Origin of the sequence: Streptomyces sp. B21-083, from assembly GCF_036898825.1 — a bacterium.
Taxonomy (GTDB): Bacteria; Actinomycetota; Actinomycetes; order Streptomycetales; family Streptomycetaceae; genus Streptomyces.
In genome coordinates, this window is record NZ_JARUND010000002.1 from 3,837,895 (window position 1) to 3,852,724 (window position 14,830).

Below are 14,830 nucleotides of genomic sequence, written 5' to 3' on the forward strand. Positions count from 1 at the left end.
CCCCGTATCGCCGTACGCGCCATGCACGCCGTACGTGTGAGAGTGCCGCTCGCTCGTGGCCGCAGCCCCCGTGCCGCGCGGCGCCGAACGAGTGGACTCGCCGGTACGCGATCGGGAGGGGTCCTTTCCGACGAGTCACCGATGGTGATGTTGCCGTCCGAGCCCGTCCGAGCCCGTGACTGGAAGAGGCCCCCAGATGCGACGTACCCCCCACCGCCGGATGCTCGCCGCCACGCTGTTCATGGCGTTCGCGCTGGTCCCGACGGCAGCGATCCCCGCGGCGGCCGGCCAGGCCACGACGGCCGAGAGGCATGACCAGCACCACCGGCACGACCATCCCGACGACTGCCCGCCGGGCGGTCTCGGTTCGGAGGTGACCGACCGGCTGGACAAGGCGATCGAGGACGTCCGCCGACAGGCCGGCGTCCCCGGTGTCGCCGTCGGAGTGTGGATGCCCGGCAAGGGAAGCTACGTCCGCGCGACCGGCGTCGCCGACACCGTCACCCGCCGGCCGATGACCACCGACGGCTATGTTCGGATCGGCAGCGAGACCAAGACCTTCACCGTCACCGCGCTGCTCGAACTCGTCGACGACCACCGAATCGGGCTGGACGACCCGATCTCCCGCTACGTCCACGGCGTGCCGGACGGTCGCCGCATCACGCTGCGTCAGCTCGCGGAGATGCGCAGCGGCCTGTTCCCGTACACCTCGGATCCGGATTTCGTCCAGGCCCTGCTGAGCGACCCGAAGCGCTCCTTCACACCTCGGGAAGTACTCGCGTACGGCTTCAAGCACAAGAACACCTTCGCGCCGGGCGCGGAGTTCCAGTACTCCAACACCAACCTCGTCCTGCTCGGCCTGGTGATCGAGAAGGTCAGCGGTCAGCGGCTCGCCGACTTCATCGACGCGCGGGTGCTGCGGCCGGCTCGTCTGCGTCACACGCTGTTCCCGCAGGGAGCCGAGTTCCCCGAGCCGCATCCGCGCGGCTACACCGACCAGACGCTGAGCGGAGCGACCGCCGACGCCACTGACTGGAACCCCAGTTGGGCCTGGGCGGCCGGGGCGATGATCTCCGACCTGCACGATCTGCGCAGCTGGGCGAAAACCGTCGCCACCGGCAAACTCCTCAGCCCCGAGACCCAGGCCCAGCGCCTCAAGACCCTGCCGACCGGCGTCCCGGGTCTCAGCTACGGCCTCGGCATCTTCAGGACGGGCGGATGGATCGGGCACAACGGCTCCATCCCGGGCTACCAGACGGTGACCGTCTATCTCCCCTCGAAGAAGGCCACGTTGGTCATCATGACCAACACGGACGCCAGCAGCGGGGGCCAGGAACCGTCCACGCTCTTCGCCCGGGCGATCACACAGATCGTCACGCCGGGGAACGTGTACGACGGGGCGATTTCGCCGCAGTAGGGGTGTGGCCGGGGGCGGGTGACTCAGGGGCCCGGTGAGGTGAGCTCACCTTGCGCGGCGCCCCTCACCGCCCCCTGTGCCCTGACTCAGTCGAAGAGAGCCACGACTCCAATCACCCAGATCGCAAGAAACGCAAGGGCCCCCACCAGGCAGCCGACGCCCGCCAGCACACCGCTCACCGACCACGGCCCGGAGGGCTCCTCGGACTCCTCCTCCAGGCCGTCCCGGTAGGAGGCGGGATCGTCCCAAGCGACGGGGTGCCCCAGCCCCTCGGCGCAGGCGATCCGCACCGCGACAAGCTGACCCTCCGCGAAGGCGGTGGCAGCCATCGCCTCGGGGCCGCGCCAGGCGAGGGCCTTCATCAGCTCCCCGTCACGGCCGTACCGTGCCTCGAAAGCGGCCGTCTCGTCAGCGTCGCGGTCCTCTTCGAGGTACATCCAGCGTCCGGCCTCGGCGGCGTCACCGTAGAGCCGGTACACCTCGGCCAGACGCCGACGGAGCGTCAGATCGTACGGAAAGGCCGAGACGAGGCCCCGCAAACGCTGCCGCGCGACGGGAACCCGGCCGGCGGCCAGGTCCGCGTCGACTCGGGCAAGGGTCTCTCTGAGAGGCATGAACGCATGATCTGCCACCGCACTGATCTGCGTCGACCTACTTTTCTTGCCCAGCAGCGTCGAGCGGTCGGAGAAAGCGGCGCTCCTACGGCGCCGGTGTGCCGTGTCGGGCCAGAGTCGGAAAGATGGCCAGCTCCCTGACAAGTTGGGCGAATTCGGCGCGCTGTTGGCCGGTCAGGACGGCATAGAGCGATGCCTGCAGCTCGGTGGTGAGTCGTTCGGCCCGCTGCCATTGAGGGAACAAGGCTGCGTCTACGGGTTGGGGTCGCGGCCAGCCGTAGTGGGTTGCCTGGTCGACGCCGAGATTGATGACCATGGCCGCCTGGGCGGTCAGCCCACACAGGCGTACAGCGGCCAGGTGGCAGGCGCCCCGGTGCTCGCGCAGCACGTGTATCCGCTGCATGGCCGCGCCAACCGGGTCATCGTCCGGGTACGGCTGCGCACGCCAGCCGGCGAACAAGGGCAGCGCGTCCGCGTCGGCGGCGTCGATCAGTTGCTGCGCCAGCCGGTTGAAGTGCTCCACGTCGACGTTGCCAGGGATATGAGCGCGCCCCCACTGCCGGACGGCCTGGGCGTAACAGTCGGCGGCGTCCCCGGCCGGCATCGCGTCCCGTCCCGCCGACCAGCCCGCGGAAACCAGACCGGGGCCGAGAAACCCCTGAACGGCCTGGACGACAGGGACCCGCACCTCACCGAGCACCCCGAACCGGCCCCGGCAGTAGAACCCGCGCCCTGGAGGGAACCCGGCGCGCAGACCAATGCCGCTGGTCACCTCGTCGGACATGAACTCGTCACCGAAGTCATGGATGGGCCGGGCCACCGCGTCGATGCAGTCGAAGATCTCCATGGGCCTAAGGTCGCGCACCCCAACCCAGCAGAACAAGAAGATGTTTCCTCAGCCGACACATCAGTTAATCTATCGAGTCATGTTGGACATCCGCCGCCTGCACATGCTCAAGACCGTCGTCGCACGCGGTTCCATCGCCGCCGCCGCCCAGTCCCTCGCCCTCTCCCCCGGGGCCGTCTCCCAACAGCTGACCGCACTACGACGTGAACTCGGCGTCGATCTGCTGCGCCCCGACGGACGCACGGTGGCCTTGACCGAGGCGGGACGGGTACTCGTCGAACACGCCGACCGGATCTTCGACGCCGTGCAGGAGGCCGAGAGCGCGGTCGCCGCGGCCAAGGGCACGGTCGGCGCCACCATCACCTTCGCCGCGCTGCCGTCGACCGTGGCCCGCATCGTGGCCCCCGCGCTGACCGCACTGGCCTCGCGACATCCGCAGCTCACCGTCACCTGTCTCGTCACCGACCAGGCGCAACTACGCGAACTCCCGCTCGGCACCGTCGATGTGGTCCTCGGCCAGCGGTATCACCACGTCCCCGATGCCACACCCCGGGGCGTCGACACCTACCGTCTGCTCGACGATCCCCTGCTGATCGTCACCGCGACGGACCACCCCGGCGAACGCCCCGCATCCCTTAGGGACCTGACCACCCACCGCCTGGTCGTGCCGCCTCCGACCACAGACTGCGGCCAGGCCATCCAACATGCCTTCCACCAGGCGGGGTTCACCCCTTCAACTCCGTACGTCACCACCGACATCGCGGCCCAACTCACCCTCGCCCGCGCCGGCCTCGCCACCGCCCTCATCCCCCGGACGGCCATCGACCCGACCACACCCGGAATCCGTACGTCACCCATCGAGGACCACCCGATCCACCGCGAGCTGTTCGCCGCGACACGTCGGACGGACGCCGGGAACCCGACGACCAACGCCGTCGTCGAGGCGCTGCGCGGGGCGGCGCAACTTCCGCTGTCCCAGCCATAGGCCGCTTCGTTTGGATCGCTGATCGTGGGAGCATCCTTTGTCCCTGCGGGGGCTGAACTGTCGGAACCACATGTCGGCACCACGGTCTACGGTGCGACCATGTCGTTTACCCTGCCCGATGGTCTGCCTCCCGGCCGATTCCTGTCGCGTGGTTCCACAGACATATGGGTCTCTGACGAATTCCCAGAAGACATTGAACGGCTCTGGCCTCGCTTGCTGAGCGAGCAGAAAGCACGGGGCCTGGTTCCGCTCCTTTTCTGGCCCAACGCCATGGGAAGACCGATCGACCTGGACCACGTCGACAGGGTCCGCCTGGAGGATGTACTGGCCACTGACTTCGCCGAGTACCGCCGCAGGAGGCTGCCCTTCTGGACGGATCCGACGCCGGACCCGGTACCTGAGGAAGTCGAGCCGTGGCCACACGACCCCGGACCGCCCTTCGAACAGTGGCCGGGCCTGACACCGGAGATGCCGGCTACGTCCGCAGCCCCGACGCCGGAGGTGGGTGCGTCAAGCCTGCTGGCCGGGCTCATGGATACGGGCCAGTTCGGGCTGGACGAGTGCTGCCTCGTTCTCGTCCCCGCCCATCGCGGCAGCGACGCCCTGGCGTTGATCGGCTGGTCCGCAGAGGCGCCCCTGCCTCTGCTGTGTGCCCTCCTGCGGAGCTGGGAAGACCGCTTCGGTGCCCAGGTGGTGGCGGTGTTCGGCAGCGAGCTGCACGTATCGGTCGCGCGACCTCCCGTTGAAGCAGAGCACGCGAACCTCCTCGCTTTGGAGCACGTGCTGTCGACCGCGGACAACATCGTCGACGACCCGCCCACACCATTCCCCGAGTACGCGACGGACCTCGTGGGACGGACTTCCTGGTCATTCTGGTGGGATTAGGAATGACCGCCGGGCTGCGCTGCCTCGTTCGTTTGGCCCGGGTGTGCCGCTGACTGATGCGCAACGCCAAGGCGTAGGGCCGGTGGAGGGCCCCAGCAGCAGTCCTGGTCCCAGCCCTAGGAAACGCCGTCGAGCGGGCGGAGGAAGCGGCGTTCATACCGCTTGATGCAACGCGTACGCCGAGCAAGCTCGAACGCCTCCTGGCACTCCGGATCGGACACGCTGTCGGTGCGGTACTGCTCGTACGCGGCGAGGCTGGGAAACGAGAAGAGGGCGTAGGCGATGTCACTGTCACCCTCACTGGGCAGGAAGTAGCCGTGGTGCGTCCCACCGAACCGGTTGACGAGCCCTACCCAGCGGCGTCCGTACTCCTCGAAGTCATCGATCTTGTCGGCGTCGATCTCGTAGGTCAGGTGAATGGTGATCATGCGTACATGATGCGCCGAGGTCTCATTGGGCGTCGGCCGGTCCGGCTGCATCGCGACTGAGGCGGACTTGACTCCGCATCATCGGCTCCTGGAAGACCCCGCAAACTTGCGTGCTCGCTCATCATCGCCACCACCCACTCAAAGACATTACTGGAAGTTGTTAGGGTCATGTCATGATGACCACGGATAGCGCGATCGTTCCCGGAGATGTGCGCACGCGCGCTGAGATTATGCCGGTGTTCGGAGGAAGCGGGCAGGGCGGAATATGCCCATCCGTCGAAAAGCGGAGCGTCAACCTATATTCGGACCCCTCCGTCGGAGAACTCAACGGGTACTACGATGGCTGGCTAGCCGAGGAAGACGACCTGGGGCCCATTTTTGAATACACCGGGGCAGGGAAGTCCGGCAACCAGACATTTGCAGGTACCGCAGGTGCAGGAAATCGAGCCATACTGCGCCACGCCGAACAAGACCGTACGTTACGAGTTTTCACACAGGTAGGCTTGATTCCCAATAGCGGCACGAAGACGCATCAGTTCATCGGGGAATTTACGCTGGATGCACTAGAACCTTACGTGTGGCGCAGAGTGCACGGAAGCGACAACAAGGAACGCAATGTAATTGTTTTTCGTCTTCGGCCGGACGGCGAATTCCAGTATTCGTCGAAGAACTCAATCCCCGCCGCACCAGAGACCACCTGGGAGCTCGTCCCCTTCGAGATAGTCACTGCGGCTAACTTCCATAGCGACCCTGCGACCACTGGGACATTGCCAGTTTCCAACCAGCGCAAGAAAAAGGCAAGCTCCCTAAAAAAGGCTGCCGAAAATGCCGCCACCAGCGGCACCTTCGTGGTATCAGAGGAATTCAACAAGAAGATGAGCCTCCGCTCGTCGACAGCAGCCCATATCGCCGTGCGCCATGAGGCCGAATTAACCCGTACCTACATAGCTCACCTTAAAGAGGTCGGACGCAAGACGGGCGCATTCCAGATAAAAGTAAAAGGGCTTACATCCACTCTCAGGACAGATCTGTATGACGCAACGGAGCATGTACTTTACGAAGCTAAGGGATCTAGTACACGCGAGGATGTAAGAATGGCTCTGGGGCAAATTTTAGACTACAGCCGCTATGTGCGAACCGAGGAGCATCCAGACGCACCTAAGCGCGTCATTCTTCTCCCCGCGAAGCCCGACTTGGACATGTTCGACCTGTGCAAAACGTACGGAGTGGAAATAGTTTACAGGTCGGAAAACGGCAGCTTCATAGGGGAGTCGGTACCAACCGACTAACTAAACCGTAGACTCCTCCCCCTCACGACCCTTCCAGCATCTTGAGCGGCCTGCCTGCGGGAGTCATACGCCATCGACGTGAAATGGCGCCAAGACGAGTGGCTCCCGCATACGGCACCAAGTCAAGAGGATTCATCCACGCATCAGAGAAGTGAATGTTCAAGTGTAACGCAAGAGCCAACAGGATGTCCTGAGATGCATCCGTATCGATTTGCGCAAGCAGATACCCTGGCCCGGGTGAGCGCTCTAGAAGCAAATTATCAGGGTTCTGCCACTGCAGGTGACCCTTACCTAGCACCCAAACACTGTCAGGCCATTCAACTGGCGGTCGGGTTTGACACCATTCCATGAGGTGACTGCCAATCGTCTCCAATTTGAGACTATCAAAAGCAACGACGATCCCAGAGGTCGGGAAGAAGTCGTGGATTTTCCCATAGGCCAGCGTCTTTCGTGGTACAAGTCCTGGCGTCGGACGGTACGAATCTTTCGACAGACGTCGCAGTTTGCTAATTTTATTGCACGCGTCCACGAGCTGCTGCTTGTCTAATTTGGTCTTCACTTCGACAACGCCGTAGACGCACTCGTTCGGGAGGATTCGATACCCGTTCAAGGTGGTGAAAGGTGGACTTCCTCGATCTGCGAGAACGATGTCGCACTGAGGAGATGTCTCGTCTGAAGCGGTCACTATTTCGGCGTTATGTATAGGTTCCACATGAGATGGTAGATAGCTGGCGAGAAACTCCCGAATAAGAGCTTCTCGAGAAGTTCCTGCTTCGCCGTTGTGGCTGAAATTCCTTGACTGCTCGAAGTCCGCACGCATCCGCATGGCGACCGAGCTGAGGATTCTTCCAAGTTTCTCTTGATCCATAAAATAATTCTAGAGTAGCGCAACAGGTCAGTGCAGCTGCAACGGCAACTCGCTCCTCTCCCCCATCCAGCAGTCGGTCATCGCCTGCGCGCTGTCACTGCCCTCTGTTACACATGAGTCAGCTGCTGAGCGATCAAGGGAGCCAGAGTGTCTGAGTCGGGGGAATTCGTGCAGCCCGCCGTGGGTGTGTACGAGGAGCTCATCACGGTGCGCTTCGAGCAGAAGCTCAAGGAGTTCGCGAGCCTCGGGTGGCATCTCGTGAGCGACGCGGTGGGAGACGAGTCGGCTCCCCATGTCCTGGCAAGACACATCGCCCGGACGGTGCGCCGCGTGCTTCAGAGCATCCCCGCCGAGGAGCGGGTATACGCGACGAACCACATCTTGGAGTCCATCAGCACTCTCGAAGGAGCCCAGGAATGGGTGGAGTTGGTGGCAGACGGTCCTCGCCAACTCTTGGCGCTGACACGGCAGGAGGCTCCTGGTGTCTTTGCCGTTCGCCCAGGTATCCCCCTCTCCGACACCGCGCTCATCACGAACTCGCCCGACGACCCCAGCCTCGGCTTCGAGTTGCGTGCCGAACTCGCTACAGCTGACCGCGTCGACCTGCTCTGCGCCTTTGTGAAGTGGCACGGCCTGCGCATCATCGAGCAGTCTCTACACGCTGCCCGTGAGCGAGACGTGCCGATACGCGTCATCACGACGACGTACATCGGAGCTACCGAGCGGCGCGCGCTAGATCGGCTGGTGCAGGACTTCAACGCCGAAGTCAAGGTCAACTACGAGACCAGGTCGACGCGACTCCACGCCAAGGCATGGCTGTTCCGCCGGAAAAGCGGATACGACACCGCGTACGTCGGCAGCTCCAACCTCTCCAAGGCCGCGCTGCTCGATGGCTTGGAGTGGAACGTCCGGCTGTCGTCCATCGCGACGCCCGACGTACTGCGGAAGTTTGAGGCAACGTTCGAGTCGTACTGGAGCGATCCGTCTTTCGAGATGTACGACCCGGAAGCCGACGGAGCTCGGCTCCAGGAAGCTTTGGCGATCGCCGGAGGCACCTCCGCTACGTCTGCTGCAGATCGCCGAATCACCTTGTCCGGCCTCGAAGTGCGTCCCTATCCACACCAGCGCGACATGCTGGAGCGGCTCGAAGTCGAGCGGGAAGTACATGATCGGCATCGGAATCTACTGGTCGCGGCGACAGGAACGGGCAAGACCGTGATGGCGGCCCTGGACTACAAGCAACTACGCAAGAAGTACGGCCGTGACCTCCGATTGCTGTTCGTCGCTCATCGCAAGGAGATCCTCCAGCAGTCCCTACGGACCTACCAAGATGTCTTGGTGGACGCGAACTTCGGCGAATCCCTACACAGCGGTGAAATCCCGGAGCGTTGGACACATGTCTTCGCCAGCGTGCAGTCGCTCAACGCACGGGCGCTGGACCGGCTCGCTGCTGATCACTTCGATGTGATCGTGATCGACGAGTTCCACCACGGAACTTCGCCGACATACCGGAAGATTCTCGATCACTTCGAGCCGCTGGAGCTTCTTGGTCTGACAGCAACTCCTGAGCGCATGGACGGCAAGAACATCCAGGACGAGTTCTTCGATGGCCGCATCGCCGCCGAGATGCGGCTGTGGGAGGCCTTGGAGAACGACCTACTCAGCCCCTTCCACTATCTCGGCATCAGCGACAACACCGACCTGAGTGCTGTGAAGTGGCATCGCGGAGCGTACGAAGCAAGCGCTCTGAGCGATGTGCTGTCCGCCAACCACGCGCGAGCGCTACTGGTCTTGAAGGCCGTTGCGGAGAAGGTCGCCGATCCCAGCACCATGCGCGCGTTGGGCTTCTGCGTCTCTGTCGCGCACGCTCACTTCATGGCGCAGACCTTCCAAAAGACCGGCATCAAGGCCGTTGCTCTGTCTGGTGTTACCCCTGCCGACGAGCGCAAGCAGGCGCTGGACGATCTCAAGTCCGGTGCGTTGCAGGTAATCTTCTCGGTCGACCTCTTCAACGAGGGCCTGGACCTCCCCGACGTAGACACCTTGCTCCTGCTACGCCCTACCTCCAGCGCAATGGTGTTCTTGCAGCAGCTCGGCCGGGGTCTCCGACGAACCGAGAACAAGGCGGTGCTGACCGTGCTGGACTTCATCGGCCAGCACCGCAAGGAGTTCCGCTTCGAGAACCAATTCCGCGCGCTGACGAATCTGACCCGCAAGCGGCTCTTGGACAACATCGCGCATGACTTCCCACTGCTCCCGTCTGGCTGCCAGATCCTCCTTGAGGAGAAGGCCAAAAAGACCATCCTCGCCAATATCAGGGACCAGATCGGCGTCAACGTCACGGCCCTGGCACGCGAGGTGGCGGACTACGCCGAGCCGGAGCTCAGCCGCTACCTCGACGAGAGCGGACGCGAGCTCAAGGAGCTCTATCGAGGCAACGGGAACTCGTGGACAGGTCTGCTCCGCCGCTCTGGTCTCCTCAAGGGCGAGGCGCCGGAAGGCGAGGCCACCCTCCTCAAGCGTGTCTCGGCGTTCCTCCACGTGGACGACCCGCTACGGGTTGCCGCGTACACCCGGATGTTGGAGGACGACGCTCCTTCCTACGACGCCCTCGACGAGCAGGGACGGGCATACGCACGCATGCTCTTCTTCCAGTTGTGGCCGCTGGGTGGCATCGTCCGCAAGGGATACGTCAACTACGACGCTGGGTTCGCGACCCTGCGCAGGCAGCACGCCGTACGCAGTGAGTTGCGCCAGGTGTTGGAGTACAACCTCGCCCACACCGAGCACGTACCGATCCCGCTCTTGGGTGTCGGCGGCCCAAGCAGCGTCCCCCTCACGGTGCACGCTTCCTACAGCCGCGAGGAAATCCTTCCTGCGCTGGGACAGTCGTACATCGGCGGCTTCATGCCGGCCGACTTCCGTGAGGGCGTGAAGTGGTGCGACTCAATCAAGACGGACGCACTCCTCATCACATTGGAGAAGGACGAGAAGGACTTCTCACCGCAGACTCGCTATCACGACTACGCACAGAGCGAGACTCTCTTCCACTGGGAGTCCCAAAACCAGACGTCAGCGACCTCTCCCACAGGTCTGCGGTATCAGCATCACCTCGCTGAGGGCACCAACGTCTTGCTCTTCGTCCGCCGTTACAAGAGCACCGATATCGGCGGTGCCCAGCCGTGGATGCTACTTGGCCCCGCCGAGTACGAGAAGCACACGGGCAGCAAACCGATGGCGATCACATGGAAGCTGAAGCACGAAATTCCGGCGGACGTATGGACGTACTCGGCGATCGCAGCCGGGTAGCGCCTCACGCCGAGAGGCCCCTCACCCCAGCTTCCGCTTCGAAGTGCATCTGGGCTCGGTCCAAAGCGTCATCCGCATCGCGGCCGTGCGCCCGGAGCCAGTGGAGGAGGTCAGCGATGGCAACGATCGCTGCCTCCTCCACCACGGCTGCGGACAGACGACCTACGCCTGTTTCGGAGGGCAGCTTCGCCAAGCTGTAGGGGCCGAGCCATTCCTCCGCCCTCGTCACGTGGGGGCCTCCACGGTGGCCGTTGGGTGAGGTCAGACCGGTGGACAGCTCGCACCACGTCACCTTCCGGTCAGCGAGGAGCTGAACACCCCAGCGGTCAGTAACGAAGGTGATGAGCTCCATGCCTCTCCCCGTCTCGGAGTTGATGCCCTCGTTGCGGAGCGTGGGCAGAGCGCGGGTGTCTGGGTCGTGGACCTCGATCCGAAGATGGGTTCCCTTCATGGAAACCGCGAGGGTGGTCGGGGTACCGAGGCCAACGTGGTTGATCACGTTGGCCACGAGTTCGCTGACGCAGAGTTGGGCGGAGTCGATGAGCTCGTCCAGACCCCAGAGCCTCAGGTGGATCCGCAGTACACGTCGTAGGCCTGCTACTTCCTCGGGCTGCGCCAGAAAACGAAGATCCCAGGGCTTCCTGGGCATGCAGGCGGTGCAGTCCATACTCGGCTCCTCCGTGACCCGCGCCGACTCGCACAGTGCAGTCGATCGCATACCTAGAGTTGCATTGGAACTCTCAAAATGGAACTCTCATAACGCCGCTGAAGGAGCGACCCGCTTCATCGCACGCCCCCGGCGCACACCACCTTGCCGACCCGTGCGGGCAACGAGGACGATCTGATGGATCGACACGAAGGACTTGAGACATGCCGATTGGCCCCACCACACGCCGGCGCCAACTGGGCGCCGACCTGCGCCGCCTCCGCGAAATTAAGGGCATGACTCTTGAGGAGGCAGGCACACGCGTCGGCATCTCAAAGGCAACACTCAGTCGCTACGAGACGAAGGAAGGCACGGTCAAGTGGCCGGCCGTGGACGCCCTCTGTCGGGAATACGAGGCTTCGGACGAGGAACGTCTAGCCCTCGTAGAACTTGCCAAGGGAGCCAGAATCCAAGGCTGGTGGCGGTCACTCGCCGACCCGATCCCCGAGTCCATGAACCTCATGCTCACGCTTGAGGACGAGGTCCTACGCGAAGACCACTACGCCTGCATGTACATCCCTGGCCTGCTCCAGACTCGCAGGTACGCCGAGGCCGTTCACCGAGCCTCGGAGGTGCAGTGCGCGGAGCGGGAAGTGCAACACATGGTGGACATTCGCATGAAGCGGCAGGAACTCCTCGAACGGGATGAACCTCCGCACATTTGGTGTGTGATCGACGAGGCTGCGATGCGACGCAACGTCGGCGGACGTGAGGTCATGCGCGAGCAGCTACAACACCTGCTCGCCCTGAGCGAGCGCCCGAACATCACCGTTCAGGCTCTCTCCTTCTCAACGGGCGCCCATGCAGCGGCAGTTGGCAGCTTCGCCATTCTGCGCGGGCCAACGCCCGAACTGGACGTGGTCTACGTAGACCTGCTCGGCGGCGGACTCTTCATGGAGAAGCCGCAGGAATTGGGCCGCTATAGGTTGGCGTTCCAATACCTGAGCGCACAAGCGCTCGATCTGGAGTCTTCGGCAGCGCTCATCTCCCGGATAAACAAGGAGTTTTGATGACGGCACCCTCCGCGCCCTCGTGGTTCAAGTCTTCTTACAGCGGGGGCAGCGGAACGGAGTGTGTCGAGTGCGCACGTACGGGGAGTGGTGCTCTTGTGCGCGACTCGAAGCGGGACGCAGGGCCTGTGGTCGTTCTTCGGGGGCAGGCATGGCAGGTGTTCATAGGAGCGTTGAGGGACAGTAGACCGGGAGGCTGAGAAGGGCGTGAAGCCAGCCGTGCACAGCCAGTACGGGCCGCCAGCCGTCGTCTGGGACGGCGCCGTGGACCCTTACGTCAGCGACCTCCGCACCGCCTCAACCAGCGACCTCGCACGAACGTCGCCGGGCCCCCCGATGATGTGGTTCATCGCGTAGCCGAAGGCGATGTCGTGCTCCGGGTCGGCAAAGGCGAGCGAGCCGCCTCGGCCGGTGTGGCCGAAGGCGTTCGGCCCTGTCATGGGGTCGGCCTCGGTGGGCAGCATGTATCCGGAGCTGAACCGGCTCGGTACCACCATCACCTGGTCCGGCCCGCTTGCCTGCTCCTTGGTCGCCGATGCCAGCGTCTCTGGGGTGAACAGGCGTACGCCGTCCACCTCTCCGATCAGCGCGGCGTACATGCGGGCAAGTCCGCGTGCGGTGCCGATGCCGTTGGAGGACGGGAGTTCCGCGGCCTGCACCTCGGGTGAGTTGAAGTCGATCTCGGCCGGGGCGGTGACCTGGAAGGCCCTGTTGCTGAGCGAGGTCGGGTCGCGCCAGGCGGCGACCTGTGCGCGGAGTCTCTCAGGGAGCGACTCCGGGGGCGAGGTGGTGAAGTCGACGTCCGGCTGCTGGTAGATCATGCGACTGACACGGTCGCGTTCGCCGGGAGGCAAGCCGATGAGAAGTCCAGCCCCAACGGGGAGGCGATCTCGTCGGCGAAGAAGTGGCCCGGCGTGCGTCCGGACACCCGGCGGATTACCTCACCGACCAGCCATCCCCACGTCCGGCCGTGATACCCGTGTGCGGTGCCCGGAGTCCACTGGGGTCGCTGAGCGGCCAGCGCGGCCACCATCGGCTGCCAGGCCAACGCGTCGGCCAGCGGCACCGGTTGGTCCAGCGCGACCAGGCCGGCCTGGTGAGAGAGCAGCCAGCGCACCGGGATGTCGGCCTTGCCGTTCGCGGCGAACTCCGGCCAGTACTTGGCGACCGACGCGTCCAGGTCCAACGCGCCGCGCTGGACCAGCAGATGCGCTGCGGTGGCCGTCGCCCCCTTGGTCGCCGAGTAGACGAGTTGCAGGGTGTCCCGCGTCCATCGACGACCGGTCTCGGGGTCGGCGATCCCACCCCACAGGTCCACCACCGGCCGACCGTCCTGGTACACGCACAGCGCCGCGCCGATGTCCTGGTGCCGGGCGAAGTTCGCCGCGAACGCCTCACCTACAGCTTCGAATCCGGCCTCGACCTCACCGTCGATCGTCGTCATGCCGCCCATCCTGGCATTTTCGCCGGCCTCTCCAAGGGACGGGGAGACGCACTCTCGGGGTACAAGGCATTGCCTGTCACGCCACGGCGGAAGTGCGGTTCACGCCGTGCGGAGAACTCCTGCAAACGGTCCACAGCCGTACGGAGCAACCGCGCGGGCATGGCCGTCACAGAGCCTCGATGGCCTTGAGAATCAAGGCCCGAGCCTCCGTCCCGTAAACGGCCAAACCACGAAGCTGATCGAATGCCTTGATGTACAGGGCGATTTCGGAGGGCTGCGTGATGTTCACTTCTGCGGAGAGCAGCTCGACGGACACCAGCGTGTCGTCGTGGACGTCGAACGTCTCCTGCGGCCACAACGCACGCTCACGCGTCGACGTGGGGATGATGCCGAACGACACCGCGGGCAGCGCGCCCGCGGTGAGTAGATAGCCCAGTTGCGCGGCCATCGCGTCGGAGTCGCCGAGTTGGTAGTAGAGCGTTGCTTCCTCCACGACCATCACGAACCGGTGCCCTGCTTCGTGGATGATGTGTGAGCGTTGGAGGCGTGCCGCTGCGGCATCGTCCGCGTCGTCGGGTACGGCGAGGAGTCGCGCGTTGGCGCTCAGCAGCGCCCGTGCGTATCCCTCGGTCTGCAACAACCCCGGGATCAGGACCGGGGAATACACGCGCAGCAGACTCGTCGACCTGTACAAGTCCACGTAGCTGTCCTGCAGTTGCCGCAGGCCCGTACGCACGCGCTGGCGCCACTCTCGGTAGAGGGACTCCGCATGCTGGGAGGCCGCGATCAGATCGGGAGCCTGGTCGGCGGCGCCGACAGCGCGGCACCACAGACGGATGTCCGTGGGCGACGGCGGTGTTTTGGCGTTCTCGATGCGAGAGGTCTTGGCGTGGTGCCAACTGCATTGAGAGGCCAGCTCAGTGACCGTCAGACCCGCGTTCTTCCTCAGATCGCGCAGTTGGCGTGCCACGTTCTCGCGCGCGGCTTGGGCTGAGGAAGACGGGGAGAGGGACATGAGCCGGCCAATG

General features: G+C 64.2%; 13 protein-coding genes and 1 pseudogene. 7 read left to right on the plus strand and 7 right to left on the minus strand.

Features of this window, described 5'->3' with window-relative positions; translation table 11 throughout:
- Positions 1-196: 196 nt before the first annotated feature.
- A complete protein-coding gene (locus QA861_RS41110; RefSeq protein WP_334593991.1) occupies positions 197-1,417 on the plus strand; it encodes a serine hydrolase domain-containing protein in 1,221 nt (406 codons plus the stop codon).
- A gap of 86 nt (positions 1,418-1,503) precedes the next feature.
- On the opposite strand, the gene QA861_RS41115 is transcribed toward QA861_RS41110, so the two are convergent.
- Entirely contained in the window at positions 1,504-2,031 is a 528-nt protein-coding gene (locus QA861_RS41115; protein ID WP_334593993.1) for a DUF6584 family protein, read from the minus strand.
- An 85-nt stretch (positions 2,032-2,116) separates the two neighbouring features.
- On the minus strand, positions 2,117-2,878 hold the full coding sequence (locus tag QA861_RS41120; protein ID WP_334593994.1) for a helix-turn-helix domain-containing protein: 762 nt from the start codon (positions 2,876-2,878) through the stop codon (positions 2,117-2,119).
- Between the two features lie 79 nt (positions 2,879-2,957).
- On the opposite strand from QA861_RS41120, the gene QA861_RS41125 reads away from it, so the two are divergent.
- The gene (locus tag QA861_RS41125) at positions 2,958-3,863 is read left to right on the plus strand and encodes a LysR substrate-binding domain-containing protein (protein WP_334593996.1); all 906 of its coding nucleotides are present in this window, start codon (positions 2,958-2,960) and stop codon (positions 3,861-3,863) included.
- A gap of 99 nt (positions 3,864-3,962) precedes the next feature.
- Positions 3,963-4,748: a DUF4253 domain-containing protein gene (locus tag QA861_RS41130; RefSeq protein ID WP_334593997.1), complete on the plus strand. Its 786-nt coding sequence runs from the start codon at positions 3,963-3,965 to the stop codon at positions 4,746-4,748.
- Between the two features lie 116 nt (positions 4,749-4,864).
- On the opposite strand, the gene QA861_RS41135 is transcribed toward QA861_RS41130, so the two are convergent.
- Positions 4,865-5,176: an NIPSNAP family protein gene (locus QA861_RS41135; RefSeq protein ID WP_334593999.1), complete on the minus strand. Its 312-nt coding sequence runs from the start codon at positions 5,174-5,176 to the stop codon at positions 4,865-4,867.
- Positions 5,177-5,349: 173 nt separating this feature from the next.
- On the opposite strand from QA861_RS41135, the gene QA861_RS41140 reads away from it, so the two are divergent.
- A complete protein-coding gene (locus tag QA861_RS41140) occupies positions 5,350-6,465 on the plus strand; it encodes an SRA domain-containing endonuclease (protein ID WP_334594000.1) in 1,116 nt (371 codons plus the stop codon).
- A gap of 22 nt (positions 6,466-6,487) precedes the next feature.
- Here the strand turns inward: QA861_RS41140 and QA861_RS41145 are convergent, their stop codons facing one another.
- A complete protein-coding gene (locus QA861_RS41145) occupies positions 6,488-7,333 on the minus strand; it encodes a DUF6602 domain-containing protein (protein ID WP_334594001.1) in 846 nt (281 codons plus the stop codon).
- Positions 7,334-7,480: 147 nt separating this feature from the next.
- On the opposite strand from QA861_RS41145, the gene QA861_RS41150 reads away from it, so the two are divergent.
- A complete protein-coding gene (locus QA861_RS41150; RefSeq protein ID WP_334594002.1) occupies positions 7,481-10,642 on the plus strand; it encodes a DEAD/DEAH box helicase in 3,162 nt (1,053 codons plus the stop codon).
- Positions 10,643-10,646: 4 nt separating this feature from the next.
- On the opposite strand, the gene QA861_RS41155 is transcribed toward QA861_RS41150, so the two are convergent.
- The gene (locus QA861_RS41155; RefSeq protein WP_334594003.1) at positions 10,647-11,309 is read right to left on the minus strand and encodes an ATP-binding protein; all 663 of its coding nucleotides are present in this window, start codon (positions 11,307-11,309) and stop codon (positions 10,647-10,649) included.
- Between the two features lie 203 nt (positions 11,310-11,512).
- On the opposite strand from QA861_RS41155, the gene QA861_RS41160 reads away from it, so the two are divergent.
- Both QA861_RS41160 and QA861_RS41165 read left to right on the plus strand, forming a co-directional pair.
- Complete coding sequence (locus QA861_RS41160; protein WP_334594004.1) at positions 11,513-12,358, plus strand: helix-turn-helix domain-containing protein; 846 nt, start codon at positions 11,513-11,515, stop codon at positions 12,356-12,358.
- Positions 12,358-12,558, plus strand: a complete 201-nt coding sequence (locus QA861_RS41165) for a DUF397 domain-containing protein (protein WP_334594005.1) — start codon at positions 12,358-12,360, stop codon at positions 12,556-12,558. The genes QA861_RS41160 and QA861_RS41165 overlap by 1 nt, the downstream gene beginning before the upstream one ends.
- A 72-nt stretch (positions 12,559-12,630) precedes the next feature.
- Here the strand turns inward: QA861_RS41165 and QA861_RS41170 are convergent.
- Both QA861_RS41170 and QA861_RS41175 read right to left on the minus strand, forming a co-directional pair.
- A pseudogene (locus QA861_RS41170) lies at positions 12,631-13,802 on the minus strand (serine hydrolase domain-containing protein).
- Positions 13,803-13,968: 166 nt separating this feature from the next.
- On the minus strand, positions 13,969-14,817 hold the full coding sequence (locus QA861_RS41175) for a helix-turn-helix domain-containing protein (protein WP_334594006.1): 849 nt from the start codon (positions 14,815-14,817) through the stop codon (positions 13,969-13,971).
- Positions 14,818-14,830: the final 13 nt, after the last annotated feature.

Excerpts from the sequence above, each read along its gene's own strand:
- QA861_RS41110 (WP_334593991.1), top strand. The coding sequence starts at position 197 with ATGCGACGTACCCCCCACCGCCGGATGCTCGCCGCCACGCTGTTCATG.
- QA861_RS41115 (WP_334593993.1), bottom strand. The coding sequence starts at position 2,031 with ATGCCTCTCAGAGAGACCCTTGCCCGAGTCGACGCGGACCTGGCCGCC.
- QA861_RS41120 (WP_334593994.1), bottom strand. The coding sequence starts at position 2,878 with ATGGAGATCTTCGACTGCATCGACGCGGTGGCCCGGCCCATCCATGAC.
- QA861_RS41125 (WP_334593996.1), top strand. The coding sequence starts at position 2,958 with ATGTTGGACATCCGCCGCCTGCACATGCTCAAGACCGTCGTCGCACGC.
- QA861_RS41130 (WP_334593997.1), top strand. The coding sequence starts at position 3,963 with ATGTCGTTTACCCTGCCCGATGGTCTGCCTCCCGGCCGATTCCTGTCG.
- QA861_RS41135 (WP_334593999.1), bottom strand. The coding sequence starts at position 5,176 with ATGATCACCATTCACCTGACCTACGAGATCGACGCCGACAAGATCGAT.
- QA861_RS41140 (WP_334594000.1), top strand. The coding sequence starts at position 5,350 with ATGATGACCACGGATAGCGCGATCGTTCCCGGAGATGTGCGCACGCGC.
- QA861_RS41145 (WP_334594001.1), bottom strand. The coding sequence starts at position 7,333 with ATGGATCAAGAGAAACTTGGAAGAATCCTCAGCTCGGTCGCCATGCGG.
- QA861_RS41155 (WP_334594003.1), bottom strand. The coding sequence starts at position 11,309 with ATGGACTGCACCGCCTGCATGCCCAGGAAGCCCTGGGATCTTCGTTTT.
- QA861_RS41160 (WP_334594004.1), top strand. The coding sequence starts at position 11,513 with ATGCCGATTGGCCCCACCACACGCCGGCGCCAACTGGGCGCCGACCTG.
- QA861_RS41165 (WP_334594005.1), top strand. The coding sequence starts at position 12,358 with ATGACGGCACCCTCCGCGCCCTCGTGGTTCAAGTCTTCTTACAGCGGG.
- QA861_RS41175 (WP_334594006.1), bottom strand. The coding sequence starts at position 14,817 with ATGTCCCTCTCCCCGTCTTCCTCAGCCCAAGCCGCGCGCGAGAACGTG.